Origin of the sequence: Geminocystis sp. (assembly GCF_041753295.1) — a bacterium.
GTDB lineage: Bacteria > Cyanobacteriota > Cyanobacteriia > Cyanobacteriales > Cyanobacteriaceae > Geminocystis.
In genome coordinates this window covers 1-26,069 of the sequence record NZ_JBGSUU010000084.1, presented here as the reverse complement: position 1 = coordinate 26,069, position 26,069 = coordinate 1, and the positions used below count along the sequence as shown (strand labels likewise).

30 protein-coding genes are annotated in these 26,069 nt (G+C 30.5%); 18 read left to right on the top strand and 12 right to left on the bottom strand.

The features are described 5' to 3' along the window. Positions 1-97 precede the first annotated feature (97 nt). Entirely contained in the window at positions 98-637 is a 540-nt protein-coding gene (petC, locus tag ACEW8E_RS09065; RefSeq protein WP_373480014.1) for a cytochrome b6-f complex iron-sulfur subunit, read from the bottom strand. A gap of 220 nt (positions 638-857) precedes the next feature. Here petC and ACEW8E_RS09060 point away from each other — a divergent pair, with 220 nt between their 5' ends. Further along, a complete protein-coding gene (locus tag ACEW8E_RS09060) occupies positions 858-1,166 on the top strand; it encodes a DUF3067 family protein (protein WP_373480013.1) in 309 nt (102 codons plus the stop codon). A 96-nt stretch (positions 1,167-1,262) separates the two neighbouring features. On the opposite strand, the gene ACEW8E_RS09055 is transcribed toward ACEW8E_RS09060, so the two are convergent. Together ACEW8E_RS09055 and ACEW8E_RS09050 are read right to left on the bottom strand one after the other, a co-directional pair. Beyond that, positions 1,263-1,475 (bottom strand): type II toxin-antitoxin system HicA family toxin, encoded by a 213-nt coding sequence (locus tag ACEW8E_RS09055; RefSeq protein ID WP_373480012.1) that lies wholly within the window; start codon positions 1,473-1,475, stop codon positions 1,263-1,265. Continuing rightward, positions 1,472-1,678: a type II toxin-antitoxin system HicB family antitoxin gene (locus ACEW8E_RS09050; RefSeq protein ID WP_373480011.1), complete on the bottom strand. Its 207-nt coding sequence runs from the start codon at positions 1,676-1,678 to the stop codon at positions 1,472-1,474. The genes ACEW8E_RS09055 and ACEW8E_RS09050 overlap by 4 nt, the downstream gene beginning before the upstream one ends. Before the next feature lie 277 nt (positions 1,679-1,955). Between ACEW8E_RS09050 and remA the strand changes: the two genes are divergently transcribed. From remA to lhgO, 7 genes are all read left to right on the top strand, one after another. After that, positions 1,956-2,216, top strand: a complete 261-nt coding sequence (gene remA / locus ACEW8E_RS09045; protein ID WP_373480010.1) for an extracellular matrix/biofilm regulator RemA — start codon at positions 1,956-1,958, stop codon at positions 2,214-2,216. A 47-nt stretch (positions 2,217-2,263) separates the two neighbouring features. After that, positions 2,264-2,824 carry a guanylate kinase gene (gene gmk, locus ACEW8E_RS09040; RefSeq protein WP_373480009.1) on the top strand — a complete coding sequence of 187 codons (561 nt, stop codon included), beginning with the start codon at positions 2,264-2,266 and terminating at the stop codon, positions 2,822-2,824. A 77-nt stretch (positions 2,825-2,901) separates the two neighbouring features. Further along, on the top strand, positions 2,902-3,735 hold the full coding sequence (locus ACEW8E_RS09035) for a copper resistance protein NlpE N-terminal domain-containing protein (RefSeq protein ID WP_373480008.1): 834 nt from the start codon (positions 2,902-2,904) through the stop codon (positions 3,733-3,735). Between the two features lie 119 nt (positions 3,736-3,854). After that, complete coding sequence (gene psbV / locus ACEW8E_RS09030; RefSeq protein ID WP_373480007.1) at positions 3,855-4,346, top strand: photosystem II cytochrome c-550; 492 nt, start codon at positions 3,855-3,857, stop codon at positions 4,344-4,346. Between the two features lie 219 nt (positions 4,347-4,565). Then, positions 4,566-5,141 (top strand): glyoxalase-like domain protein, encoded by a 576-nt coding sequence (locus ACEW8E_RS09025; protein WP_373480006.1) that lies wholly within the window; start codon positions 4,566-4,568, stop codon positions 5,139-5,141. A gap of 118 nt (positions 5,142-5,259) precedes the next feature. Continuing rightward, entirely contained in the window at positions 5,260-6,303 is a 1,044-nt protein-coding gene (gene ldpA, locus ACEW8E_RS09020; RefSeq protein ID WP_373480097.1) for a circadian clock protein LdpA, read from the top strand. A 113-nt stretch (positions 6,304-6,416) separates the two neighbouring features. Then, positions 6,417-7,604 (top strand): L-2-hydroxyglutarate oxidase, encoded by a 1,188-nt coding sequence (lhgO, locus tag ACEW8E_RS09015; RefSeq protein ID WP_373480096.1) that lies wholly within the window; start codon positions 6,417-6,419, stop codon positions 7,602-7,604. A 231-nt stretch (positions 7,605-7,835) separates the two neighbouring features. On the opposite strand, the gene ACEW8E_RS09010 is transcribed toward lhgO, so the two are convergent. Next, positions 7,836-8,639 carry an A24 family peptidase gene (locus ACEW8E_RS09010; protein ID WP_373480005.1) on the bottom strand — a complete coding sequence of 268 codons (804 nt, stop codon included), beginning with the start codon at positions 8,637-8,639 and terminating at the stop codon, positions 7,836-7,838. 79 nt (positions 8,640-8,718) lie between these two features. Then, entirely contained in the window at positions 8,719-10,179 is a 1,461-nt protein-coding gene (locus ACEW8E_RS09005; RefSeq protein WP_373480004.1) for a DNA phosphorothioation system restriction enzyme, read from the bottom strand. Positions 10,180-10,271: 92 nt separating this feature from the next. Here ACEW8E_RS09005 and prfB point away from each other — a divergent pair. Continuing rightward, positions 10,272-11,370, top strand: a protein-coding gene (gene prfB, locus ACEW8E_RS09000) for a peptide chain release factor 2 (protein WP_373480003.1) whose coding sequence is annotated in 2 segments (ribosomal slippage) — positions 10,272-10,343 and positions 10,345-11,370 — 1,098 coding nt in all. Because the reading frame shifts where the segments join, the coding sequence is not laid out codon by codon here. A gap of 71 nt (positions 11,371-11,441) precedes the next feature. On the opposite strand, the gene ACEW8E_RS08995 is transcribed toward prfB, so the two are convergent. The 4 genes from ACEW8E_RS08995 to pipX all read right to left on the bottom strand — a co-directional run bounded on the left by ACEW8E_RS08995 (position 11,442) and on the right by pipX (position 14,594). Beyond that, positions 11,442-12,698, bottom strand: coding sequence for an O-antigen ligase family protein (locus ACEW8E_RS08995; protein WP_373480002.1), 1,257 nt, complete (start codon positions 12,696-12,698; stop codon positions 11,442-11,444). A gap of 19 nt (positions 12,699-12,717) precedes the next feature. After that, positions 12,718-13,314 carry a DDE-type integrase/transposase/recombinase gene (locus ACEW8E_RS08990; protein ID WP_373480001.1) on the bottom strand — a complete coding sequence of 199 codons (597 nt, stop codon included), beginning with the start codon at positions 13,312-13,314 and terminating at the stop codon, positions 12,718-12,720. A gap of 263 nt (positions 13,315-13,577) precedes the next feature. Next, positions 13,578-14,267, bottom strand: coding sequence for a YggS family pyridoxal phosphate-dependent enzyme (locus tag ACEW8E_RS08985; RefSeq protein WP_373480000.1), 690 nt, complete (start codon positions 14,265-14,267; stop codon positions 13,578-13,580). A gap of 57 nt (positions 14,268-14,324) precedes the next feature. Further along, positions 14,325-14,594, bottom strand: a complete 270-nt coding sequence (gene pipX, locus ACEW8E_RS08980) for a transcriptional coactivator PipX (protein WP_373479999.1) — start codon at positions 14,592-14,594, stop codon at positions 14,325-14,327. A 193-nt stretch (positions 14,595-14,787) separates the two neighbouring features. Here pipX and ACEW8E_RS08975 point away from each other — a divergent pair, with 193 nt between their 5' ends. Then, positions 14,788-14,922, top strand: a complete 135-nt coding sequence (locus ACEW8E_RS08975; RefSeq protein ID WP_308256670.1) for a hypothetical protein — start codon at positions 14,788-14,790, stop codon at positions 14,920-14,922. A 39-nt stretch (positions 14,923-14,961) separates the two neighbouring features. Further along, the gene (gene aroQ / locus ACEW8E_RS08970; RefSeq protein ID WP_373479998.1) at positions 14,962-15,417 is read left to right on the top strand and encodes a type II 3-dehydroquinate dehydratase; all 456 of its coding nucleotides are present in this window, start codon (positions 14,962-14,964) and stop codon (positions 15,415-15,417) included. A gap of 42 nt (positions 15,418-15,459) precedes the next feature. On the opposite strand, the gene ACEW8E_RS08965 is transcribed toward aroQ, so the two are convergent. Beyond that, entirely contained in the window at positions 15,460-15,996 is a 537-nt protein-coding gene (locus tag ACEW8E_RS08965) for a DUF2808 domain-containing protein (RefSeq protein WP_373480095.1), read from the bottom strand. Between the two features lie 175 nt (positions 15,997-16,171). Between ACEW8E_RS08965 and ACEW8E_RS08960 the strand changes: the two genes are divergently transcribed. The 3 genes from ACEW8E_RS08960 to ACEW8E_RS08950 all read left to right on the top strand — a co-directional run bounded on the left by ACEW8E_RS08960 (position 16,172) and on the right by ACEW8E_RS08950 (position 19,440). Further along, positions 16,172-16,534, top strand: a complete 363-nt coding sequence (locus ACEW8E_RS08960; RefSeq protein ID WP_373479997.1) for a single-stranded DNA-binding protein — start codon at positions 16,172-16,174, stop codon at positions 16,532-16,534. A 411-nt stretch (positions 16,535-16,945) separates the two neighbouring features. Beyond that, a complete protein-coding gene (locus ACEW8E_RS08955) occupies positions 16,946-17,668 on the top strand; it encodes a sugar transferase (RefSeq protein WP_373479996.1) in 723 nt (240 codons plus the stop codon). 26 nt (positions 17,669-17,694) lie between these two features. Further along, positions 17,695-19,440, top strand: coding sequence for an ABC transporter ATP-binding protein (locus tag ACEW8E_RS08950; protein WP_373479995.1), 1,746 nt, complete (start codon positions 17,695-17,697; stop codon positions 19,438-19,440). 177 nt (positions 19,441-19,617) lie between these two features. On the opposite strand, the gene ACEW8E_RS08945 is transcribed toward ACEW8E_RS08950, so the two are convergent. Then, positions 19,618-20,586: a bifunctional riboflavin kinase/FAD synthetase gene (locus tag ACEW8E_RS08945; protein WP_373480094.1), complete on the bottom strand. Its 969-nt coding sequence runs from the start codon at positions 20,584-20,586 to the stop codon at positions 19,618-19,620. Between the two features lie 102 nt (positions 20,587-20,688). Between ACEW8E_RS08945 and ACEW8E_RS08940 the strand changes: the two genes are divergently transcribed. The 4 genes from ACEW8E_RS08940 (at position 20,689) to feoB (ending at position 25,661) form a co-directional block, all read left to right on the top strand. Continuing rightward, complete coding sequence (locus tag ACEW8E_RS08940; protein WP_373479994.1) at positions 20,689-22,392, top strand: NFACT family protein; 1,704 nt, start codon at positions 20,689-20,691, stop codon at positions 22,390-22,392. Between the two features lie 177 nt (positions 22,393-22,569). After that, the gene (hetL, locus tag ACEW8E_RS08935; protein WP_373479993.1) at positions 22,570-23,283 is read left to right on the top strand and encodes a heterocyst differentiation pentapeptide repeat protein HetL; all 714 of its coding nucleotides are present in this window, start codon (positions 22,570-22,572) and stop codon (positions 23,281-23,283) included. A gap of 267 nt (positions 23,284-23,550) precedes the next feature. Then, positions 23,551-23,790: a ferrous iron transport protein A gene (locus ACEW8E_RS08930; protein WP_373479992.1), complete on the top strand. Its 240-nt coding sequence runs from the start codon at positions 23,551-23,553 to the stop codon at positions 23,788-23,790. A gap of 35 nt (positions 23,791-23,825) precedes the next feature. Continuing rightward, positions 23,826-25,661 carry a ferrous iron transport protein B gene (feoB, locus tag ACEW8E_RS08925; protein WP_373479991.1) on the top strand — a complete coding sequence of 612 codons (1,836 nt, stop codon included), beginning with the start codon at positions 23,826-23,828 and terminating at the stop codon, positions 25,659-25,661. 77 nt (positions 25,662-25,738) lie between these two features. Here the strand turns inward: feoB and ACEW8E_RS08920 are convergent. Beyond that, a partial coding sequence (locus ACEW8E_RS08920; protein WP_373479990.1) for a transposase occupies positions 25,739-26,069 on the bottom strand: 331 nt, incomplete at its 5' end.

Below are 26,069 nucleotides of genomic sequence, written 5' to 3'. Positions count from 1 at the left end.
TGTACAGTTATTGAATTTTTAATTACAACGGAAATAGAACATAAAAAATAATGTATAATTTGAACAGGATTTACTGTTGAAGTTCATTATTAATTATTTAAGCCCACCAAGGATTTGAGCCGTCACGGAAATCTGTTTCTTCCCAGTTGGTTAAGATAACTTTATCATCAGTAACATCTGCATGAGCTAAGGCTAAAGATAATGGTGCTGGACCACGAACTACTTTTCCTTCATTGTTATATTGTGAACCATGACAAGGACAAATAAATTTATCTTCTGCTGCATTCCAAGGCACAACACAACCTAAATGAGTACAAACGGCGTTGATACCATAAGATGCTATTGCTTTATCTTCTGTTACTACTAAGTAGGTAGGATCTCCTTTTAATCCTTGAGCTAAAGTGCGATCGCCAGGTTGATGAGTAGCTAAAAATGCACTAGCAACAATATCGTTACCGAGTTTGTCTTTAGCGGTTAAACCGCCACCAGCACTGCCGCTAGATTTAGGAATAAAGTAGCTAACTACGGGATATAAAGCACCTGCGGCTACTCCAGTGATAGTTCCAAAAGTCAGTAAGTTCATGAACTGACGACGTCCCATATCAGGAACATCAGGGTTTCCAGAAAATTGTGTCATAACAAAACGTTAATTATTTGATTGAATATTATGGTTATGGTTTTACAATAAACTCAAAAACCTTTATGCTAAACAAGGTTAATAAAAGTCATTATCTAATTATTACAAAAAATGAACCTTTTTTAGAATCATTCCATCACTTTAAGAGAAGAAAGACAGATTTAAACAAAACGGGAAGATTGATTACATTATTATCACACATTTTTTTATAAAAATAATTATGACAGGAAAAGAGTTAAAAGAACTAATTTTCAATAAGTGGGGATGTTCTTATGATGCTCAAGTCTTACGCATTAAGGATAAAATTTATTTTCAAGTAATGTGGAAGTATTTAGAACAAGCCTCCTTTCATTTTACCGAAACTGAATACTTTGATCATTTAGAAGAAGTGGCAAATTATCTCACGACTTGGGGAGTTATTGAGCAAGTGGAAACAGGTATTTTAGAAGCCAAAAACCGTCCTCGTTTGGGTAAAGCTGTTAGTATTTCTTTAGATTTAGGCGATCGCACATCCGAATGGATAATTTAATGATATAATTTCTAGTCAATTATTACTTTCAAGTAATCATAGTTCATCAAGTTTGAGATCTCAATCTTGTGTGGTTTTTTTGTCTTGAGTAATATGTTATAGCTCGTCTGGACTTAATCCAGTTAATTTGGCAATTCTAGTTAACATCTTTGGACCAATTTCTTCACCATCATGAAAGGCAAAAACTACATTATTCCAGCCTGATTTTTCCAGAATTTTATGAGATCCACTCTGACGTTTGATTGTCCAACCTTTATTTTGTAATGCTTTTAAAACTTGTTTAGCTTTAGTTCCAGACCATTTACTCATGAAGCTACAAAGGATAAATTGAGTTGATATTCTGGTATCTCTCTTTGTTCAAGTTGATCCGCTAAAACACGCAAGGCTAAGGCCTGAACTTTAGCTACTGCTTCGTCTTGAGTATTACCATAAACTAAGACTCCATGAAGTTCTATAATTTCTGCAATATAGCGTCCGTCTTCTTCTTCTTCTATTTCAATTGTGTAATTCATTATAATTATTAGTAATTGATTACGTTTCTAGGATAACGAAATTTAAACTTTTTGGAAAATATTTTCAGTTGTAGGCGATCGCATATCCCAATGGATAATTTAAAATTTGTGATTCCTGTAGAATGTAGGTTAGTTTAAAGAACATCAAACCCAAGGATTAAAGATAGTGATACATAAATTAGCTTTGGTAGAAATAAGAGGTAAAATGATTGTAAATCTCGATATTTAGCGATATGATGATTAATAAGAAGAAAACTCTCAATTACCATCAAAATTTATGGATATTAAATTAATTAACATCGGTTTTGGTAATATTGTTACGGCTAATCGAGTTATTGCTATTGTAAGTCCAGAATCAGCACCCATTAAACGAATTATCAGTGATGCTAGAGAAAAAGGACTGTTAATTGATGCAACCTACGGTAGAAGAACTCGATCTGTAATTATAACTGATTCTAGTCATGTTTTATTGTCAGCTATTCAACCTGAAACTGTGGGTAATCGCTTTATTAGTAATATTAGTAGTATAGAAAAATAATCAGTCATTAATTAGAATTATTGATCAATCACAGATTAAATAATTTTATGAATCAAAAAGGTAAGTTAGTTATAATTACTGGCCCTAGCGGTGTAGGTAAAGGTACGATAGTTAAATCTTTACTCGCAAAAAATCCGCAAATTTTTCTATCCATTTCCGCTACAACTCGCCTTCCTCGCACGGGAGAAATGGAGGGTAAAGACTATTATTTTTTGTCTCGTCTTCAATTTGAAGAAATGATTAACAAGGGTGAATTATTGGAGTGGGCGCAATATGCGGGAAACTATTATGGTACTCCCATTAAACCAGTATTAGAAAAAATTGAGCAGGGTAAGATTATTATTTTAGAAATTGAGGTTTTAGGGGCGAATCAAATTAAAAATAATTTTTCTAGTGCTACCAGAATTTTTATTCTACCTCCTTCCATCGAAGAATTAGAAAAACGTTTAAGAGAAAGAAATACAGATACAGAAGAAGTTATTATTAAGCGTTTGAATAAAGCTAAGGAAGAATTAGCGGTTAGTGATGAGTTTGATTATCAGATTATTAACGATAACTTGGATTTAGCTATCACAGAAATTGAAGAAAAAATCAATAATGTCATTTGAAGATAAGTTTTAGATAATGAAACTTTAGGCAAGGAAAAACGTCATAGGGATAGTATTAGTAAAATTACATAAAAATCATGAAAAATAAATCCTTAATTATTTCTTTAGCCTTATTAACTACATTTTCTTTCTATAGCTATATTAAACCGTCTCAAGCTGACATGAAAATGGAATCTGATAAACCAACAATGATAGAAAATATGGGAGATACCAGCGCTAATTCTTTAGATTGGAATGGTGTTTATCAAGGTATAATTCCTTGTGCTAGTTGTGAAGGAATCAAGACAACTCTAACTCTTAATGAAGATCTTTCTTATGTATTATCTACTCAATATTTAGGTAAAAGTGAGGAAGTATTTGAAGTTAAAGGTACTTTTAAATGGAATAAAGAAGGAAATACTATTACTTTAGATGGTGTAAAAGATGCACCAAATCAATTTTTTGTGGGGGAAAATACTTTAATTCAATTGGATGTGTCAGGTAATAGAATTAGTGGAGATTTAGCGGAAAAATATATGTTGAATAAAGTTAACAATCCAGAGGTAAGTATAGGTAATATCCGTTGGGAATTAGTAGAAATAATGGGTAAACCCGTAACGAAAAGTGAAACTCAAAAACAGGCAATTTTTATTACTTTTGACACAGAAAAAAATAGAGTTAATGGTTTTAGTGGCTGTAATAATTTTATGGGGGGTTTTGAGACAAAAGAAGGAAATAGAATTACTTTAACGCAAATGGCTTCAACCATGATGGCTTGTGAAAATATGGAAATGGAAATGACTTTTCTACAAACTTTACAACAAGTTGATAATTACGCTATGAAAGACAATGTTTTAAGTCTTAATCGCGCAAAGATGTCTCCTTTACTAAAATTTACGGCGGTAGATAAAGAAGTTTCAGGAGTAAATTAAAAGTTATTAATAAAACTTTACAATAATTCCTCTAACATGAAGCAATTTTAAGAGAAAATAATTACGGTATAATCTGAAATTCAAGGAAAATACCGATAAAAAATATTTATTTGAGAATTATGTTCAAAAAAGTTTTTTTAATGTTACTAGCAGGGATTATTTTTGCATGGCAGTCTTTTGCTGGTGTCGCAAATGCCCTTAGTTTAAATGAAGATATTCGCACAGTGCCTTTAAATGAAGATGGTGCTAAAATTACATTATCGAATCAAGAAGCCCAAGTTGGTTCAAGACTTTTTGTTGACAATTGCGCTCAATGTCATATTCAAGGTAAAACGAAAACTAATCCTAACGTTGGTTTAAGTAAAGAAGCCTTGGCTAATGCTATCCCCGCCAGAGATAATTTACTCGGCATGATAGATTATATTAAACATCCTACTTCTTATGATGGGGAAGAAGATCTTTCTCTTTATCATCTAAGCACAGAACGTCCTGATCTTTGGTCTGAAATCAGAAATTATACTGATGAAGATATTAAAGCTGTTGCTGGTTATATCTTAATTCAAACCAATGCTGATCCTAAATGGGGTAAACGTTCACTTATCGAACCGTAATCAATTACTAATTAACAATTATAATAGCAAAGCAAAGGGGAAGTTGCGACTTGATAAGTTGTATTTGAGAGTCTTGAATTTTCAAGCCAGAGAGTCATCTTCTGGGTTACAGCCCGAAAGTTCTGAAGGGAGAAAAGGGGAGTAATCCCCTCTACTTACCCGACTAAAAGGCGATTAATATTTCATAATAGATAAAAAGGTTTAATATCTTAGACTGATATGATTATAAATGGCAGTTTAACTATAGTTAATTTTTATTTTGGTGCATTTCTTCCCGAAATAACAGATAGTTTGTTTTCCACTCAGGGAATCATGGTAATGTTATTAGTGGCTTATGGTGGTGCGATGTGGATGTTTTTAACCAGTGCACCAAAAGTTTATACTGTGATGGTATCGGATATGAATATTGCTAAAGATTTTTATGAGGGTTTATTAGATTTACCCATAGCAGATATTCCCCTACATTATTACTATAACTATGAACAAAGTCTTGGAGCAACTTCTTTTGATCCGATTTATATGGGTTCAGGTTTTAATGATACAATGATTAAGCCCAATGATGGACTTTGGTATCAATTAAAGAAAAATACCCAGTTACATATTATTGGCGGTGCAAATTTAGGTTATAAAGATTGTCAGCGTCATGTTTGTTTTGATCGTCAATGTTTAGATACTTTACTATTAAGAGTACAATCTCGTCGTTTAAGATATAAAATTCGCACTGAAAATCCCCTCAACTTCCTTGTTAAAGATTATGATAATCGTGTTATTGAAATGGCGGAAGTAAACAATTAATTAGAAGATAGAAGATAGGAGTTAGGAGTTAGGAGTTAGGAGTTAGGAGTTAGGAGTTAGGAGTTAGGAGTTAGGAGTTAGGAGTTATCAACAATCAATTATCAACAATCAATTACTTATTTTGTCTCCTTTAGAATCTTTACAACAGGGTAGTTGGTTTAAGTTGATTTGCGGCGCAAGTTACCAACATTTACCCTCTATTCGTAATCTTGCCTTAGTTTATACCCTAGCTGGTGCAGATTGTCTTGATGTAGCAGCCGATAAAGCAGTTATTCATAGCGCCTGTGAAGGTATTAATATCGCCCAAAATTATCGTCAACAAGCTATTGCTTTTGGTTATAATTTCCACCATCATCCATTACTGATGATAAGTATAAATGACGGGGAAGATCCACATTTTCGCAAAGCCTATTTTAATTCTAATTTATGTCCGTCTGATTGCCATCGCCCTTGTGAAAAAATTTGCCCCGCAGAAGCGATAAAATTTAATAATCATCATCAAGGAATAATAGACGAATTATGTTATGGTTGTGGAAGATGTTTGCCCATTTGCCCTATTAATATTATTGATACTAAATCAACATTTATCAGTATAAAAGAAGTTTTACAATGGTTAGATATTTTGCCAATAAATGCTATAGAAATTCACACTCAAGAAGGACATTTTCAAGAATTTATCAAAGTTTGGAAAACTATAAAACCAAATTTATTCAAACTTAAATTAATATCTATTAGTTGTCCTTTTACTGAAAATGTAACGGAATATTTAACTCAAATATATAATTATATAAAACCCGTTAATATTCCTTTAATTTGGCAAACCGATGGCCGCCCTATGAGCGGTGATATTGGCACTGGTACAACTCATTTAACCATAAAATATGCTCAAAAAATGATTACTACAAATATTAAAGGATTTATCCAATTAGCAGGAGGCACAAATGAATATACTATAGCAAAATTAAAATCTTTAAATTTAATTTCTTTTCCCATTTCTGGAGTTGCTTATGGTAGTAAAGGCAGAAAAATAATTGCTGATATTCTAACTCAATTAGAAGAAATTTCTACTAATAATCAGCTAGAAGATTATCCAGAATTATTATGGCAAGGAGTTAGTAAAGCCTCTCAATTAATCTCTCCTTTAAAAATAACTAATCATTAGGTTTTAGTTTTCAGTTTTCAGCCGTCAGTTTTTAGCTTCTAGGTATAGTTAAGATTGACAAATTAATTTTTTCAACTTTTATTATTTATCATTGATTTAAAAATTACTATATGATTTATGATTTTGCCATTATTGGCGGTGGTATTGTAGGTTTATCAACTGCGATCGCCTTACAAAAAAAGTATCCCCATAGAAAAATAATTTTAATCGAAAAAGAAAGTAAATGTGCAGCGCATCAAACAGGACATAATAGTGGAGTTATTCACTCAGGAATTTATTATAAACCCGATAGTTATAAAGCAAAATTAACGACAAAAGGCAATGAAGAATTAGTCAAATTTTGTCAAGAATATAATATCAATCATGATGTTTGTGGAAAGTTAATTGTGGCTTGTAAAGAAAAAGAATTACCTTTACTAGAAAACCTTTATCAAAGAGGATTAGAAAACGGCATAAAAGTTAGTAAAATATCTAAAGAAGAAGCCCAAGAAATTGAGCCTTATTTAAGTTGTTTGGCAGCAATAAAAGTGCCAACAGCAGGAATTGTTGACTATAAACAAGTGGCTCAAAAATATGCAGAAATTTTTACTAAAAATGGTGGAGAGATTCAATTTAATACTAAAATAATTGACATTAAATCAGATAAAAAACAACAAATTTTAATCAGTAATGATGGGGAAATAAAAACCAAATTTTTGATTAATTGTGGTGGTTTATATAGCGATAAAATAGCTCAAATGGGGGGAGTTAATCCCAAAATGAAAATTATCCCTTTTCGAGGAGAATATTATGAATTAAAGCCCGAAAAATGTCATTTAGTCAAACATTTAATCTATCCTGTACCCAATCCAGATTTTCCTTTTTTAGGTGTACATTTTACTCGTTTAATTGATGGAAATATTCACGCAGGGCCAAATGCTGTATTAAGTTTAAAACGAGAAGGTTATAAAAAAACAGATTTTGACTGGAAAGAATTTACTGAAATTGTCACTTATGAAGGATTATGGAAATTAATCAGCAAGTATTATGCTGAAGGTATAGAAGAAATTATCCGCTCTTTTAGTAAAAATGCTTTTGTGAGTAGTTTGCAAACATTGATACCAGAAATAAAAGCCGATGACATTATAACTTCTCCTGCAGGAGTTAGAGCGCAAGCGCTTAAAAGTGATGGTAAGATGGTAGAGGATTTTTTAATTATACCCACAGAAAACGCCCTTCATGTATGTAATGCACCATCTCCTGCTGCTACGGCTTCTCTGGAAATTGGTAAAGCAATATGTCAACAGTTGCTAATTGAATAACAGAGGAAAGAGGAGTTAGGAATACTTTAGAAGTTAATTGATTTCACCCTGTTAACAGTAGATAGAAAGGAAATGGAGAATTAGGAAGAATATTAAGAGAATTAGGAAGAATATTAAATAGTCTATAAATTCATTATTTAAAACTTAAAACTGGATACTTTTTCCGCAGATTATATTTATTTGGCAGAGATTCCCATAAAACAAACTTCTTTTTTTTGGGTACAATTTATTTCAAAGTCCCATATATTCAAGATAGTTAGATAGTAAGACATCACCAAAAAACATTGTTGAAACTGCCCCTAACACTAAAAAAGGCCCAAATGGAATTTCTTGCCCTTTTTTGAGTAGTTTAAAAGTTATGGCACTAATACCGATAATACTACCATAAAGACAAGCCAAAAAACCTGTCATTAAAATACCTTGCCACCCTAACCATGATCCTATCATAGCAGCTAATTTAGGATCTCCTCCTCCCATGGCAACTTTTCCAAAAACTACGCTACCGATAATACGAATAATGTCAAACAACCAAATACCAATAACCGCACTTAAAATACTGATAAAAAGATATTGCAATGCACCTTGAATACCAATAACGGTAAAACCTAACCAAAATTGCCACAGTAAACCCACAACTAACCCTGACTGTGTAAGAGAATTTGGTAAAGTCATGGTATCAAAATCAATCATCCCTAAAGCAACTAACCAACTGAGAAAGATAACATAACCAACGCTTAACCATGTAAAACCAAATTGATGAAATACGGATACAAATAATAATCCTGTTGCTGCTTCAATCAGAGGATAACGAGGAGAAATAGGAGTATGACACCAACGACATTTACCTTGTAACCATAACCAACCAAAAACGGGGATATTTTCTGTTTTACCAAGGGGATGTAAACATTTTGGACATCGAGAAGGGGGATTTATTAAAGATATTTTCTCTGGTATCCTATATATTACCACGTTGAGAAAACTACCGATAGCCGCACCCCAAATAAAGATAATTAAATAGATTAAAAAGTTAGCCATAGATAATAAAGAATGAATAGTTAATAATAAATAGTTAATAATAAATAGTTAATAATGAATAGTTATTTTGTTTGTGTTTTTATAAAAAATTAACTGTTAATTGTTGTAGAGTGTTAAGAGTTTTTTTGGCTTCTTCGGCGTTATTGGCTAAACTGGCAAATTCAATAAATCTTTTTAATTCTTTTTTAATTAAATTACGTTCAATTTCCCATACTTCTCGTTCTAAAACTGGAGGTATCACAATCATATCAAATAAAGTAGCTTCTTTTTTACCTTCATGGGGGCGCAAAATTCTTCCTCGCCGTTGAATAAATTGTCGAGGATTACTACTACTAGCTAAAATTACCGCATTTTCAATCATAGGAATATCAATCCCTTCATCTAAGCAACGAATAGCGACAATACCTTGTAATTCTCCTGATACTAATTGCTGTTTTATTTTTTCTCTTTCTTCTAAAGGAGTTTCTGCGGTATATGTATTAACTCGATAATTTAATTCTTTGCCTAAAATTCTGGTTACTGCTTGTAACTGTCGCTCATTTTTGTTGGTATAGCCATCGCCGCAGTAAAATAAAGTAGCCTTCATGTCTAATCTCTCTGACATTAATTCTTTTAAGGCGATTAATTTATTATTAGCCGTGGCAATTAAACGAGATCTACGAATCAATAATGATCTAAGATTATGATTATCTTCAAGGTTATTATTTTGTGATAAACTCCAACCAATTTTTTTGGTTAATTTAGCATAATATAAGGCTTCAATATCTGTTAATTGTACTAAAATAGGATGATAATTATATTTAACTAAGGCTTGTTTTTTTATGGCATTAGCTAAGGTAAATTCTGGTTGTAAAACTTTGCCAAAATAATTAATTAAAAAATCTGTGCCTTCTTCATCAAAATGTCTTTCTGGAGTTGCGGATAAGGCTAACCTTAAACCAATGGTAACAGGTAAAGAGGATAATAAACGGGGCGCACCTAAATTATGTGCTTCGTCACCAATGATTAAAGTTTTTTCAGGGAAAAATGGTATTTGAGATTGAAAACCATCACTAATAAAGGTGGAATTAGTAGTAATAATAGAGATAAATTTTTGTTGATGATTATGAATATTATATAGTTGTAAAGAAAGCTCACTTTGCCAATTATTGATATTTTCAAAGGCTAAAATAGGTTGTAAATTAAATTTTATCATTTCTTCTGCCCACTGTAAAACCAGATGACGAAATGGACAAATTACTAATAAAACTTCCAAATTTATTTGTTGATATAATTCTGTGGTAATTCCCAAAGCGGTGATGGTTTTTCCGCTTCCTGTGGCCATTTTTAAAATGCCTCTACCTTTATTTTTAAACCAGTTAATTATGGCTTGTTTTTGATAATCTCTTAAAATTAGATTTTCTGGTAAAATAGGTACATTATCCGAAGATTTTTTATAGTAGTAATTTGCTTTTTTTTCAGCTAATTTATAACTATTTTTTTCTTGATAATTTTGAGCGATAATATCCCAATTAATTCTTTTATTAATCTCAATATTCATTAATCGTTAATAGTTGATAGTTAATAATTACTGATTATTCATTACTCATTAGATATAATTATAAAAGTAGAGACAAAATTAGTATAGTAAGAATGGAATTATCAGATTTAAAGAGAGATATTAGCATAATCACTTATCGCCTGAGTAAAACTCAGGAATATCTTTGACTTACCTAATCTTAAGGCACAAATCGCCGATTTAGAACAAGTGGCTTCGCAACCAGAATTTTGGGATATGGGAGATAAAGCGCAACAAACTTTACAACATTTAAACGATGTTAAGTCTAATTTAGAGCAATTTTATCACTGGGAAAGTAACAAAGAGGATACCAAAGCAATTATTGAATTGTTAGAATTAGAAGCAGACGAAGAATTATTTAAAGAAGCGCAAAAAAATATTCTTGATTTAACTCGTGATTTAGATAAATGGGAATTACAAAAGTTACTTAGTGCCACTTATGATCAAAAAGGTGCTATTCTAACTATTAATGCTGGTGCTGGTGGTACAGATGCTCAAGATTGGACACAAATGCTATTGAGAATGTACACTCGTTGGGCAGAAAAACAGAATTATCATGTCACCATAGCAGAAATTTCTCCCGGAGATGAGGCTGGAATTAAATCAGTAACTTTAGAGGTTGAAGGTAAATACGCTTATGGTTACTTGAAAGGCGAAAAAGGCACTCATCGATTAGTCAGAATTTCTCCTTTCAATGCCAATGGTAAAAGACAAACTAGCTTTGCAGGGGTTGATATAATGCCAAGTTTAGGGGAAGAAGCGATTAAGTTAGAGATTCCTGACAAAGATTTGGATATTTCCACTACTCGCGCTGGAGGAAAAGGAGGGCAAAATGTCAATAAAGTAGAAACCGCCGTGAGAATTGTTCATCTTCCGACGGGCATTGCTGTAAGATGTACTCAAGAGAGATCGCAATTACAAAATAAAGAGAAAGCCTTAGCTATACTAAAAGGTAAACTATTAATCGTCTTAGAAGAACAAAAAGCCAAAGAAATCGCTGAAATTCGAGGAGATATTGTCGAAGCAGCGTGGGGAAATCAAATTAGAAACTATGTTTTTCATCCTTATCAACTGGTGAAAGATTTACGCACAAATGTAGAAACAACGGCAGTTAATGATGTTTTAGATGGTGAATTAAATAACTTTATTGAGGCATATTTACGTCATAGTTAAAAAAAATTTAGGCTTTTCTATGATAAGTTATAACTCCATAAATTAAAGGATAGAGAAAGTAAAATGTCTAGTTAAATAACATCTTTTTCTCTAACTCCTGAAATAGCTGCTAAAATAATCCATCCTAAAAGATTTAATCTTAAATCAAAAATGCTAACGTCAAATAAATTAAAGACAATAAAACTTAGAAAAACCATGAGATAACTAAATAAAATAATACCTTGATCTTGACTAGATTTAAAACTAATTAATGTCATAATTCCTTGCCATGAAATTTTACCAATAATAAACATCATCAACAATAAATTAATTAAACCAGTTTCGGCACTAATCATTAAAAATAAGTTGTGAGGATGCCCTAAATAAGTTACTGTTTTTTCTTCGTATAAAATGCTAAAATTTCTTAATCCCCAACCAAAAAAAGGGCGTTGTGTAATCAAATCTAAACAAAAATGCCACTGAGTTGTTCTTAAGGTTGGCAATGGACGATCAGTGTACATTTGATCTGATAATCTTAGCCAAATAAAAGAAGGTACAATTTTTCTAAATAAATTTTGTGCGGGTAAGTTGCCAAAAGAAGCCCAATTAATTATTACTCCTCCTAAAGTTAAAAATTGTAAAATTAGATACCATCTTAGATAAATAGCAAAGCCAATAAAACTAATAAAAGTAATAATCCAACCATTACGAGAACTTGTTAAAATTAAGCCAATTAAGTTTATAATAACAGTAAAAATTAACCCTAAATCTATTTTATTAAATTTAGTTTTATGATGTCTATGAATTAACAAAGCTACGGTAAAAATTAAGGCAGTAGTTAAATATAAAGTCAAGGGATTAGCATGGGGAAAAACTGATGACATCCTACCTTCTGGAATACCATAAGCAATCAATCTCCATCCTGAAAGTTTAAAAAATAAATCAGGAGTTTGCCAACCTAATTTAACTTCTCCAATTCCTAAAAATACAATAATAACTGAGTTAAAAATAATCGGTAAAATTATAAAAAATAATTGATTATAATTAGTAATAATAGTTCTAATACCTAAAAACATGATAAAAAAAGGAAGAAAATGAATCATTCCTAACCATGCTTCACCAGAATTATGAGCAAAAATAGAGGAAATCATCATCAAAATAGTGACGGCAATTAGACTATAACTAAGATAGTTATTAATAATTATTTGATAGTTATTCCGCCATGTTTTATAGGTTAAAAATAATAAGATAAGAATACCGAAAAATGTTTGAAATGGTAATATTAAAAGACTAATAAATAATAGTTTTAACTCAAAATTCTCAGAGGTGTTATACTTTTTTAAAAACATTTATTTGATGATAATATTATCATGTAAAAGAATAATAATTAATGTGAATATACGAAGTATTATTATTAAATTTAGGCGTTTGATTATTTTTTTCTGCCTGTTTTGCTAACTGATTAAATGCAAACATTCCGATGATAGATAATAAAATAATACTAACTAAACCTGTAAAAACTTTATTATTTTGAACTCTTATTTTTTGTCTTCTTGATAAGATTTTACTAGGGGTTATTTCAGGATTTTTAGAAATAGTTGTTTCAAAAAAAATTTTGGCTTTTTCCTTATTTCTTCCTCCAGTAATGATAAAATCTAAAGTGTTTCCTTGAACATCTAATGCCCGATATAAATATTTTTTTCTTCCTTGCAACTTAAATGGTATTTGCACTATTCTCCAGCCTTTTCTACTCTTTCTTTCTGTTTCTCGAAATCTTTTGAGGGCTTTAGCTGAATATTCTTGTACTAAAAAATTGATTGTGCGAGGATCAATCTTGAAACCTCTTTGTTGCATAATTATTTTTAATTGAGAATAACTTAGTCGCTCTGTCACATACCATTGAATACATAGTAAAATGATCTCATCTTTAATTTGCTCCCAATGATCATGACTAGCATTCCTCATGTTCAATTTACCTCATTGATGCGGTTTTTTTGCTCATTATATAACCTCTAATCATACCATAATTTTAGATTTACAAATTTTATTATCATAACCGTTATCGATAAATTTATTTACCATTAATTATGATAATTAGTCAATTATATTGAAGAATATAAAATACCTAAAAAAGTTCAAATTTAATTATTAATTATATCTTTATTCTCTGCTTAAAAAAGAAAATTATCAAGACATTGAATATAAAGAAAAAACATAGCAAACATTAATTAACGATTACGACTGCCAAAAATAATTGTACCTAAACGAATCATTGTTGCACCAGCTTTAATAGCTAACAAATAATCTCCCGACATTCCCATAGATAATTGATTAAAATTTTTACCAAAATAATTATTATCAGATAGACAGACTTGTAAATCTCTTACTTTTTGAAATCCAGACAAAATATTATCATCACTCAAACCAAAAGGTAAAATAGCCATTAACCCTCGCAAATGTAAAAAACGAAGTTGTTGCAAGGTTACTAAATCTTGATATAATTGTTTAACACTCCATCCATATTTATTGTCATCGGGCAGAATTTTTACTTGTAAGCATACTTGAGGGGAAACAGTAATAATATTATTCTCTAAAGCCTGTTGAGCAAAAAAATCTAACTTTTGAGCTAGTTTAAGACTATCCACTGAATGAATCCAAGAAAAAGATTCTACTGCTTTTTTAGCTTTATTGGTTTGTAAATGTCCAATAAAATGCCAACAAATATCTGCTAAATCTTGTAACTCTTCTTGTTTCTTTAAAGCCTCTTGAAGTTTATTCTCCGCAAAATCTCTAATACCACAAGCATAAGCAACTCTCATCCCATCTACAGAAACAGTTTTTGTTACCGCTATCAAACTGACAGACGCAGGAAGTGTCTCTTTAATTTGTTGTATTTTATGGATAATATCAGTGCTCATTAAAATTTTTAGATTTGAAACCTCGTACTTCAGAATGATTTGATAAATAGAAGAGTGTTAATGAAACGTACTTTGATAAAGTTCATTAACTTGTCTATAAATATCCCATTCACCATTTCCCCTAAGATAGCGCAATTTGCTTTCTATTAATAGCCTTGCTTCTGTGCGACTTAAAGGCTCAAAAACAACTTGTTGTGGTTTAATTACGACTTTAAAGAAAAGACGTTGAGCGTATAATGTTGTAAATAATTCCTCATTTTTTTCTATAATACACAAACGATAAAGAAGGCCAAAATTCGGATGATTTATATATGTTTCTGTACTCATTAAACTTATGGAATGATGCTAATATTGGTTTTAGCAAAGATAATCTTTGATTGTATCCTTTCTTTTGCAATAATTCTATGTTTTAAGCTGAAATTATCTAACTAATCAGTAAATTAACGGTTGCATTTAGAAAAACTAAAGGTTATGATGGTTTTAGAAATAATAAAAAGTTTTATGGGAGTCTTCTTTATTAATGGATCAAATAGAGAAAGTGATTGAAAAACTAAAAGAGTGGACTCAAAAATTAATTGAGGCTTTACTAGGACCACAATCTGAACCTGAACCTGAGTTAATTCCTATTCCTGTAAGGGATCGTGGTCGATATTAAATCTAAATTTATTGTTGATTTTAATACAGAGTTTTTCCTTTGTCAAATTTTAGTATATTAGTATTAAACGGGCCTAATCTCAATCTTTTAGGTCAAAGAGAACCGACTATTTATGGACATCGAACTCTTGATGATATTAACACAATGTTAGAGCAAGAAGCTGTCAAATTAAATGTTAAGTTATCTTGCTTCCAATCTAATCATGAGGGTGTCTTGGTTGATTATATCCATCAATCATTCAATAATTATCAAGGAATTCTCATTAATGCTGGTGCTTATACTCACACAAGTGTGGCCATCCGAGATGCTTTATCTGGGGTGGCTATTCCTGTGGTAGAAGTTCATTTAAGTAATATTTATCGCCGAGAAGATTTCCGACATCATTCTTATATAGCTGACATTGCCGTTGGTCAAATTAGCGGTTTTGGAGCGGAAAGTTATCGTTTAGGATTACATGGGTTAGTTAATCATTTACAATCAACTTTCAGAAAATAGTTTTTGCTTGGGTGAATGTTTTTCACCCTTCATTAATGGTGATTAGTTAATACTTAAAATCCATGTACCGACATTTAATCTTAAGGGTATTTGTCCGGGGGTTAAAATTTGTGCTTGAAAATAAAAAGTACCGCCTGGGTCTGGATTTTTGACGTTAGAAAAAACTAATTCAACTTTGTTACTTTCGAGTAAAGGATCTTGTAAATCAATTTCAATAATACGACTTTCTTTATCCCAAACGATTTCTCTAATGGGTAATTTTTTATCTTTAACTCGGACTTCCATGGATTCTGTATCAAATTTACCGCTAAAATATTCGGGGTAACTGATGAAAAACTTGGCTACTCCTTGATTAATTTTTTTACCCGGTATTCTGAGACGATAACGATCCCATCCTCCAGCTTTACCGCCAAAATCAAGACGATAATTTAATATATCTTTATTATCCACGCCACTAAAAATAGTTAAACCGGGGTTACTTTGGGCAAAAACTAAATGAGGTAAACCAGTAATTAAAGATGTTGTTAATAACAAAGTTGTCAAAAAAGGTTTATGGATGACTTTTAATAAATTCATGATATTTGACTATAAGATTAAATATGGTGTGCAATTCGTTTTTCTTTACTGTAGCAAACTGTACCCTATGACTGAAAAAAGTGCTAGTTTTGTTCCCTTATTTCTTGTCAATAATGGGGATAGATCTATAACTGATGTGATAGAATAATTTTAAATTAGTACATTCATACATAAAATCATGACTTTAAATATAGTACATTTAGTAGGACGAACTGGTACAGATCCCGAAATTCGTTATTTTGATTCAGGAAAGGTAAAATGTCGTCTTACTCTTGCTGTTAACCGAATTAATAAAAAAGAGGATAAGCCAGACTGGTTTGAATTAGAGATTTGGGGTAAAACCGCCGAAGTTGCAGCTAATTATGCCAAAAAAGGTACTTTAATCGGCATTCAAGGTTCTTTAAAAATTGATACTTGGAGCGATCGCAATAGTGGTGAGAAACGCTCAAAACCAGTGATAAACGTAGATAAACTGGATTTATTAGGCTCAAAACGGGACGGTGAAAATTATAACAATAATAATAGTGATGAAAACTTTTAAAAGTTAAGACAAAATTGTTTTTAAAGCATTTGTAGTCAAAAATCACAAGTTGCAAAAAAAATGTTTCGCCCTCTTATTATTAAGTAATTAAACTTAACCGATTATGAGATAATAAGAGTGTTTTCTGTTTTGATAAATAGTCTAAGGTGAATAACAACATTCATGATCTTAAATCAAAAAGAAATTTAAGCAGAAAAATTATCCTGTATTAGATAAATTTAAGTAGATAAATACTATTTAAAACTTATTTCACTTTTTGTCATCATCAAAATTTTTAGAAATAAAAGTTCAAAAGTGTAAATTTCTAGTCATAATACTAGACAATAAGTTGATTAACTAAATAGATCATGATTTTGCAAAAAGCAAGAAAGTGACTGTTAATTATAAATGGTGTGATGTGAAGGAGTAAAAATGACTGCAAATAGCCAACTTGTATCTGTAAAGGTAATGGAAAGTTTGGCAAGACGAGGCTTAATTAGCTTTTCTCGTCAGCCTAACAAACAAAAAATTAGAATCACCAGACAATTTTATAAACGTACTTTTGATATTGTTTTTTCTGCCTCTGTGTTAGTACTTTTTTCGCCATTGTATGTTATATTATCCCTATTAATAGCAATTAGTTCTCCAGGCCCTATTTTTTATCAACAAGAACGTGTAGGGAAAAACTTTAAACATTTTAAGTGTTTGAAATTTAGGACAATGATTGTTAATGCAGACCAAGTTTTAGAAGATATGTTGGCGAAATGTCCCGAAAAACGTCAAGAATTTGAAGATAATTTTAAACTCAAAAATGATCCTCGTATTACTTGGATTGGTAAATTTTTACGCATTACCAGCTTAGATGAATTTCCCCAATTTTTAAATGTTTTAAAGGGTGATATGAGCGTTATTGGCCCTCGTCCTCTTGTGCCTGACGAATTACATAAGTATGGCAATAAAATGGATCGAGTTTTGACAATTAAGCCTGGTATTACTGGCTTATGGCAAGTTTCGGGAAGAAATGATATTCCTTATCCTCAAAGAGTACTTATCGATGTTTATTATGTTAATCATCATAATTGGTTTTTAGATATTTGGATTATTCTTAAAACCATTGGAGTTGTAATTTTTCCTGAAAATAATGGAGCATATTAATTCGTAATTGTCAATTAAAATAAAGTATGATAAATTCTCGATTTAAAAAATTAATTTCTTACTTAAAACCTCATCTTGATAAGTTATATTGGGGAACATCTGCTTTATTTGTTGTCAATATTATTGGGGTTTATATTCCTTGGCTAATTCGCAATATTTTTGATGATTTACAGGAAAATTTTGCTTATAAAACTCTGATGGGATATGTTATTCTTTTATTTATTTTAGCTTGTATAATGTGGGCTATTCGGATGTTTTCTCGTGTCATAATTTTTGGCATTGGGCGACAGGTAGAAGTAGATTTAAAACAAAGAATTTTTGATCAATTATTAAAGTTAGAGCCTTCTTATTTTAGTGTTAACAATTCAGGAGATTTAATTAACCGTGCCACCAGTGATGTTGATAATATTCGTCGTTTAGTTGGCTTTGCTATTCTTAGTTTAATTAATATTATTTTTGCCTATGGTTTAACTTTACCTGCGATGCTATTTATTAATGTTAAATTAAGTTTAATGGCTTTAGCGATTTATCCTTTAATGTTGTTTACAGTACAGTTATTTAGCGATAAATTAAGGGAAGATCAACTAGAAGTACAAGAAAAGCTATCTGATATTAGTGAGTTAATTCAAGAAGATATGAGTGGTATTTCTTTAATTAAAATTTACGCTCAAGAAGAGAATGAAAAAAGAGCTTTTGCTAATAAAAATAAAGGGTTATTAAAAGCTAATTTAAGTCTAGCACAAACCAGAAATTTATTGTTTCCTATAATCGGCGGTATTGCTAATATTAGTTTATTAGTTTTACTGTGGTTTGGCACTAAGGAAATTGAAAAAAATGTGATTACTGTAGGGGATTTTATTGCCTTAATTATCTATGTTGAAAGGTTAGTTTTTCCTACTGCTTTACTTGGTTTTACCATTACTACTTATCAACGAGGTGAAGTTAGTATAGATCGTATTGAAGCTATTACGCAAGTTGAGCCTAAAATTCAAAATAATTCCTCTTCTGTTTCTTTTCCCGTAGAAAAAATTAAAGGAGAAATTACCGCCGTTAACCTTAATTATAGTTATCCCAATACCCAAGATATTGCTTTAAATAATCTCAATTTTACTATTAATGGTGGTGAAACCGTAGCTATTGTCGGTTTAATTGGTGCAGGAAAATCTACTTTAGCTAACGCTATTCCTCGTTTATTAGAAATTTCATCAGGGCAATTATTTTTAGATGGTATTGATATTACTACTATTAATTTAACAGATTTGCGCAAGGCGATCGCTTATGTGCCACAGGAAAGTTTTTTGTTTTCCACCACCATTAAAAAGAATATTGCCTATAGCGATGGAGTAGGAGAAATGATAGAAGTTGAATATGCAGCGAAACAAGCTCAAATTCATCCAGAAATTATGACTTTTCCGCAAAAATATGATACATTAGTGGGAGAACGAGGTATATCTCTTTCTGGTGGACAAAGACAACGTAGTTCTTTAGCTAGAGCGTTATTTGCAGATGCACCTATTCTCATTTTAGATGATGCACTTTCGAGTGTCGATAATAAAACAGCTACTCAAATTCTGGAAAACCTGAAACAAGAAAAAGGAAAAACAGTTATTTTCATTACTCATCAACTATCGGCGGTGCAAAATGCGGATCGTATTTTAGTCATGGAAGCTGGTAAAATAGTTCAATCAGGTACTCATCAAGAGTTGTTTTATCAAGAAGGTTTATATAAATCTTTATGGCAACAACATCAATTGCAAGAAATTTTAAATTAATTGCGTTTTGCTGAAAAATTATTAAGTATCAAGTGTTAGGTTTTATGTATAAAATATAAATACAAAAAATATTGAATAAAAATCACCTTTATCAAGATATTATAGAAAGTAAAAATTTTTGATTTTAATAGTCTTTTGATTCTTATGGGCAAACCCTAATTAAAGTCTAATAGTTAACTAATTTTTCAGAATAAGTCGAGTTTGTTTACAGTCTAATTCTATTTGATATTTTAGCTCATCTAAAGAAGAAAATTTGTTTTCAGGGCGCAAAAATTTAACTAATTTTACGATAAGATTTTTATGGTATAAATTTTCATGGTAATCTAATAAATGAACTTCAATAGAAAGATGATTTCCGTCAATAGTTGGGCGTGTACCAATATTCATTACACCTTGTAAATTAGATAATAAAGAATCATTTTCTACATCAACTTTAACAGCATAAACGCCATTTTTAGGTAAAAATTTTTCATCGGGAATCATTAAATTAGCTGTAGGAAAACCTATCTTTCTACCTAATTTTTGCCCTTCAATTACTTCCCCAATAATCTGATATTCTCTTCCTAACATTTGATTCGCTAATTCAGGCTTTCCATCTCTTAAATTTTGCCTAATATATGAACTACTAATCTTAATAGATTCTCCTTCAATAGTCAAATTTTGTTCTTTTGTTATACTAACTTTAATATTATATTTACTCCCTAAAGTTTGCAAATATTTGGCATTTCCTTGTCTTTGGTAACCGAAACAAAAATCTTCTCCTATACTAATAAAACTAGCTTTAATTTTTTTGATTAAAATATCTTCTACAAATTTTTCTGCACTTAGAGAAGCCAATTCTTGATTAAAAGGTAATAATATTAGTTGTTTAACTCCTAACTTCTCTAAAATATGACATTTTTCAGGAATAGGTGTAAGAAGTTGTTTTTTTTTTCCTCTAAAAAATTCTTGAGGATGAGGAATAAAGGTTACTAAAGAGGGTATTATTTTTTCTGTTTCACTATAATTAAAAATTGGTTTAATTACTTGTTGATGCCCTTTATGAATTCCATCAAAATTACCTAATGCAATGCTAGAATTATTATGTATCTTTTCTGTGTTTTGTGAAATATTTTCTAAGGATGTAGTGATAATCTTCAGCACAATTAATGATTTAAAATGATGTCGGGATAATAAATAATAAATTATACCTTACACTTATACATCTGTGTCTTAGATATTTTTTTCAACCCTAACTTTTAAATTATTATGCAACCTGTTGACTATACAACCCTTGTCGCTATTTGTGATTCATTAAACAATAATTATATTCCTTCTAGGTTAGAGCAAATATATCAAATTGATCGCTATACTATCAGTCTTTGTTTACGCAGTCTTCATCAAAAAGCATGGTTAAGTATCTCATGGCATCCCCAAGCCGCTAGAATTTGCATCGGCAATCCTCCTCCTCGTGGGAAGGATACATTTACTTTTAGTGAGCAGTTACGACATCTCATTAACGGTTATGCTTTAATAGGGGTAAAAATTGTCACGGATTGGGAGAGGGTGGTTGATTTTCAATGGGCAAAACGCCCAAATGAAGCACCTTTACATCATTTATATGTAGAAATAATGGGTAAATATAGTAATGTTATTCTTACTTCTGCTGACAATCAAATTATTACCGTTGCTAAACAAATTACCTCTAATAAATCTAGTTTGCGCACTGTAGAAACTAGCCAATTTTATCAATTACCTCCGGCTTTAACAGGGGAAATTCCCAAATTATTAGAATCTATGGAAAAATGGAGGGAAAAAGTAAGTTTAATTCCGGGAAGAATTGATAAACAATTAATTAAAACTTATCAAGGGGTTAGCCCAATTATTGCTCAATATTTATTAAATCAATCAGCAATTTTAGCAACAAAATCTAATCAAGAATTAACTCAAGAAGAATGGGAAAAATTATACAAAAATTGGCAATCTTGGTTACAAGTTATTGAAAATAAAACTTTTAATTTTAGTAAAACAACTCAAGGTTATACGGTTTTAGCTGAAACGAATAATAATCAAGATTTACATAAAATTTTAAATGATTATTATAATCAACAAATTTATCAAGAAAACTTTAATCAATTAAAGCAACAATTACAGCAAAAAATAAAAAATATTTTAACTAAGTTAATTATAAAAAGAGATAAATATCAAGATAAGTTAAATGATTCGGATAAATGCGAAATTTATAGTAATAAAGCTGATTTATTAATGGCTTATTTACATAAATGGAAAGCGGGAATGAAAGAAATAATATTAAATGATTTTATCACTAATAAACCCATAAAAATTACTCTTGCACCAGATAAAAATATGATTCAAAATGCTCAAAATTTATATAAACAAAATCAGAAATTAAAACGAGCAAAATTAGTTGTAAAACCTTTATTAGAAGAAGTAAAATCTGAAGTTAATTATTTACAGCAAATAAGTACAATTTTAAGTCAATTAGATTATCAAGAAACAGAAGATTTAATAACTTTGCAAGAAATAAAAGCCGAATTAATTAGTCAAAAATATATCGAAGATAGTCAATATCGAGGAAATAATAATGTAGAAGAATCTCACCCTAGAAAATATCAAACTCCATCAGGTTATGAAGTTTTAATTGGGCGTAATAATCGTCAAAATGACATACTAACTTCTCGTACAGCTACTGATTATGACTTATGGTTTCATGCCCAAGAAATTTCAGGAGCTCATGTTTTATTACGCTTGAATGCTGGTGATATTCCTGATGATCAAGATTTACAATTTACTGCTAATTTAACTGCTTATTATAGTCAAGGAAGAGAAAGTGATCAAGTACCTGTAATTTTCACAAAACCTAGCTATGTGTATAAACCAAAAGGTGCTAAACCAGGTATGGTAATTTATACGAGAGAAACAGTAATTTGGGGGAAACCTTCTTTGAGGTAATTTAAGATTTTCTATGTTATTAAATTCTCCTCTAAAAAATAGCTAAAAATCTAATCTTTTTTATGGCAAAATTGATGAATAAAATTGACGTAAAGTAAACTTATTCTCTAGGTAAAAAATATCACGAAAAATTATATAATTTGTAAAAGTACATCGCAATTTTAAACTTAAATCAATATGGAAATCTCAGAAATATTAAAAGCATATCAGGAAGGAGAAAGAAATTTTGCACAAGTTAAACTCCTAGAAGCGGAAATCCTCAAGGAGAATTTATCCTCCTCTGATTTTTCTCGTAGTGATTTACGACAAGCTAGATTAGGGCGTACAAATTTTCGCCATAGTAATTTTACTGAAGCAGACTTGAGTGAAGCTATATTATGGGGTACAGATTTAAGTGAAGCGATGTTGTTTCAAGTATTATTACGAGATGCAGATTTAAGTAGTGCAAAACTCATCAAAACTAACCTAGAAAAAGCCAATTTAATTAAAACTATTTTCTGTGGTGCTAATTTAACCAATGCCAATTTATCTAATAGTATCATCATTGATGGAGATTTTCGCCCTAATTCAGAGCAACAAACCAATTTAACACAAGCAAATTTTAGTAATGCTAATTTAAGTTATGCAAATCTTTCTCATGCTTTACTTTATCAGGCAAATCTCAATGGTGCAAAGCTTTGTCGCGCGAATTTAAGTATGGGAATTAAATATAAAAACTTACCTACAGACTTGACAAACGCTAGTTTATGTGGTACTGATTTAAGCTATGCTGATTTAACAGGGGCAATATTAGTTAATGCTAACTTAGAAGGTGCAGATATTACAGGTACAATTCTTAAAAATGTTAATTTACAAGGTGCAATTATGCCAGATGGTAGTAAAAATCAGTAATGACAATACAAAAAAAGAGCTGGATTATCTTAACCAGAAAAAAAATAATTAATCTAATTACTTATTAAAGCATCTCTAAAAAAATTAAATCAATTTTAATAGAAAAATCGTCTATTTGCATGAGTATCAGAGTTTGCTTGTCTATTCTCAGACAATTACGTCACTTTTTCCATAGGAAAAAAATATTAAAAAATGTTACAATTAAAGATGCTTTTGAGAATAATATGCAATAAAATATAATTGAGAAAAATATTTAATAACCTTCCTATGAATTTATCTAAACTAAAACCCAGAAAATTAGCCTTTGTCAAAGAAATTGAAAAATTAAGTCATAATCATCATCTCATTAACCGTTTAGAAGCAATAGGAATTATTCCTAATAAGCCCATTATGGTTTTAAGACAAGCATGGTTTGGTGGCCCATTACACGTTAGAGTGGGATCAACTACAGAAATTGCTATTCGTCATCAAGAGGCAAAAATTATTCTTCTTCAAAGTATTGAATAACAAGAATTATTAATAATTACACGAAAGTATCAAAAATGAATTGTCATCAACCTAAAACTGTTGGTAAAAATATTAATCCTCATAAAAGAGTTGCTTTATTAGGAATGCCGAATACTGGTAAATCAACCTTTTTTAATCGATTGACAGGGGGTAATGCTTTTGTAGGTAATTGGGCTGGAATTACTGTTGATTTACTACAAGCTAGAGTCAAAATTGAAGATGAAATGACGGAATTTGTCGATTTACCCGGTATTTATGATCTTAATGGCTTTTCAGAAGATGAAAAAGTTGTCCAAAATTTCCTTGAAAAGTTTGCAGTAGATTTAGTTATTATTGTTGTTAATGCTACTCAAATTGATAGACAAATTCGCTTAGTTTTACAAATAAAAGCGTTAGGTTTTCCTGCAATTTTAGTTTTAAATATGGCTGATGAAGCTAAACATTATGGTGTCAAAATTGAGGTTGATGAATTATCTCAACGTTTAGAAATACCTACTTTTTTAATGAGTGCAAAATATGGTCAAAACTATCAAAGAGTTTATGAACAAATAGTCAAAAAAATAAAGGAAAATAATTATAGTTTTCAAATTAATAATTTAACGGATCAATTATTAAAAATAGGAGCAGTTTTACCTGAAAAAATAGATCATATATTAGCGGGTACAGTTATTATGCCTTCTAATTTTCTTAAAACTTTTACCTTTAAAGTAGATAGTATTTTACTACATCCTATTTTTGGATTACCTTTATTTTTTTTAGGAATGTTTCTAGTTTTTCAAATAGTATGGAATATCGGACTTCCTAGTATGGATTTAATGGAAAATTTTACCAATTTTTTGCAAACTTATTTACTTGAGCCCCTCTTAAAACCTTTCCCTTTATTAATTCAAGATTTTATTATTAATGGTATATGGAATGGATTGGCAACGGTGGCTTCTTTTATACCCCTAATTGTCTTATTTTTTATTGTTATGGCTATTTTAGAAGATAGCGGTTATCTTTCAAGATCTGCCTATTTAATGGACGCTTTAATGAGTAAATTAGGTTTAGATGGACGCAGTTTTGTTTTACAAATGATGGGTTTTGGTTGTAATGTTCCTGCTTTAATGGGTACAAGAATTATGCGATCGCAAGGGTTAAGGTTATTAACCATGTTAGTAATAACTTTTTCTCTTTGTTCAGCAAGATTACAAGTATTTATTTTTCTGATTGCAGCCACATTTCCGAATCAAAAAGGTGCAACAGTTTTATTTTCCTTATATATTTTAAGTTTTGTAGCTGCTTTAGTAGCCGCTTTTTTATTAAAAGGACAGTTTAAAAATAAAGAACCATTTGTACTAGAATTACCACCCTATCGTTTTCCTACCTTAAAACAAGTGATTAATCGAGGTTGGGGAGAAGTTTTGCACTTCCTTCAAAGAGCATCAGGATTTATTATCTTAGGATGTATAGCGGTATGGTTTTTAACTAATTTACCATTAGGCACAACAGGATTAGATACATTTGGAGGACAATTAGGAAACTTTTTAAGTCCATTAATGCAACCCATCGGTATTGATCCTTATCTAACATTATCATTACTTTTTGGTTTTATTGCCAAAGAAGTTGTGGTAGGAGCATTACCAGTAATTTATGGTATGGATGCAACTAATCTTAGTAATTATATTGGTTCAACGGTAACTTGGGTACAGGCTTATAGTTTTTGCTTATTTTGTTTGCTTTATACTCCTTGTTTAACAACCTTAGCGACAATGTTTAATGAGTCTAAATCTTGGAAATATACATCATTTTCAGTGATTTTCTCTTTTGTTTTTGCATGGTTAGTTAGTTTTATTTTCTTTCAAACTGCATCATTTTTCGGATTTAGTTAACGTTATTCACGATGTAGAAAAAAATACTTACTTTCGGCTAAATAACTGGGAAGACTATTTACTAAGCTAAGACGCATTTAAGTTGCATTAATCAAATTTCCCTTATTCTTAAATTTTTTACTCCAATTTATCTCTAATTGATTTTCATTTAATAGCATTCCGATTGTTGTTTCTAACTCTTCTACATTTTTAAATTCTCGATTAGCTATATATTCTTTTGCCGAATGCCATACTAATTCTATTAAATTATAATCTGGACTATAGGGTGGTAAATATTCCAATATAATATTTGGTAGTTCCTTCTCTATTTTTTCTATTATTTCTTTCTTTTTATGAAAACTTGCATTATCTAAAATTATTATTATTTTTGCTCCTATTTTTTCAAAATTTTCTTCTTTATTTCCTTTA

Excerpts from the sequence above, each read along its gene's own strand:
- ACEW8E_RS09055 (WP_373480012.1), bottom strand. The coding sequence starts at position 1,475 with ATGAGTAAATGGTCTGGAACTAAAGCTAAACAAGTTTTAAAAGCATTA.
- ACEW8E_RS08960 (WP_373479997.1), top strand. The coding sequence starts at position 16,172 with ATGACTTTAAATATAGTACATTTAGTAGGACGAACTGGTACAGATCCC.
- hetL (WP_373479993.1), top strand. The coding sequence starts at position 22,570 with ATGGAAATCTCAGAAATATTAAAAGCATATCAGGAAGGAGAAAGAAAT.
- ACEW8E_RS08990 (WP_373480001.1), bottom strand. The coding sequence starts at position 13,314 with ATGAGGAATGCTAGTCATGATCATTGGGAGCAAATTAAAGATGAGATC.
- ACEW8E_RS09035 (WP_373480008.1), top strand. The coding sequence starts at position 2,902 with ATGAAAAATAAATCCTTAATTATTTCTTTAGCCTTATTAACTACATTT.
- ACEW8E_RS08930 (WP_373479992.1), top strand. The coding sequence starts at position 23,551 with ATGAATTTATCTAAACTAAAACCCAGAAAATTAGCCTTTGTCAAAGAA.
- ACEW8E_RS09050 (WP_373480011.1), bottom strand. The coding sequence starts at position 1,678 with ATGAATTACACAATTGAAATAGAAGAAGAAGAAGACGGACGCTATATT.
- pipX (WP_373479999.1), bottom strand. The coding sequence starts at position 14,594 with ATGAGTACAGAAACATATATAAATCATCCGAATTTTGGCCTTCTTTAT.
- ACEW8E_RS09010 (WP_373480005.1), bottom strand. The coding sequence starts at position 8,639 with ATGGCTAACTTTTTAATCTATTTAATTATCTTTATTTGGGGTGCGGCT.
- ACEW8E_RS08995 (WP_373480002.1), bottom strand. The coding sequence starts at position 12,698 with ATGTTTTTAAAAAAGTATAACACCTCTGAGAATTTTGAGTTAAAACTA.
- ACEW8E_RS08975 (WP_308256670.1), top strand. The coding sequence starts at position 14,788 with ATGGATCAAATAGAGAAAGTGATTGAAAAACTAAAAGAGTGGACTCAA.
- petC (WP_373480014.1), bottom strand. The coding sequence starts at position 637 with ATGACACAATTTTCTGGAAACCCTGATGTTCCTGATATGGGACGTCGT.
- ACEW8E_RS09060 (WP_373480013.1), top strand. The coding sequence starts at position 858 with ATGACAGGAAAAGAGTTAAAAGAACTAATTTTCAATAAGTGGGGATGT.
- gmk (WP_373480009.1), top strand. The coding sequence starts at position 2,264 with ATGAATCAAAAAGGTAAGTTAGTTATAATTACTGGCCCTAGCGGTGTA.
- ACEW8E_RS08985 (WP_373480000.1), bottom strand. The coding sequence starts at position 14,267 with ATGAGCACTGATATTATCCATAAAATACAACAAATTAAAGAGACACTT.
- ACEW8E_RS08950 (WP_373479995.1), top strand. The coding sequence starts at position 17,695 with ATGATAAATTCTCGATTTAAAAAATTAATTTCTTACTTAAAACCTCAT.
- ACEW8E_RS09025 (WP_373480006.1), top strand. The coding sequence starts at position 4,566 with ATGATTATAAATGGCAGTTTAACTATAGTTAATTTTTATTTTGGTGCA.
- ACEW8E_RS08940 (WP_373479994.1), top strand. The coding sequence starts at position 20,689 with ATGCAACCTGTTGACTATACAACCCTTGTCGCTATTTGTGATTCATTA.
- ACEW8E_RS09005 (WP_373480004.1), bottom strand. The coding sequence starts at position 10,179 with ATGAATATTGAGATTAATAAAAGAATTAATTGGGATATTATCGCTCAA.
- feoB (WP_373479991.1), top strand. The coding sequence starts at position 23,826 with ATGAATTGTCATCAACCTAAAACTGTTGGTAAAAATATTAATCCTCAT.
- ACEW8E_RS08955 (WP_373479996.1), top strand. The coding sequence starts at position 16,946 with ATGACTGCAAATAGCCAACTTGTATCTGTAAAGGTAATGGAAAGTTTG.
- remA (WP_373480010.1), top strand. The coding sequence starts at position 1,956 with ATGGATATTAAATTAATTAACATCGGTTTTGGTAATATTGTTACGGCT.
- psbV (WP_373480007.1), top strand. The coding sequence starts at position 3,855 with ATGTTCAAAAAAGTTTTTTTAATGTTACTAGCAGGGATTATTTTTGCA.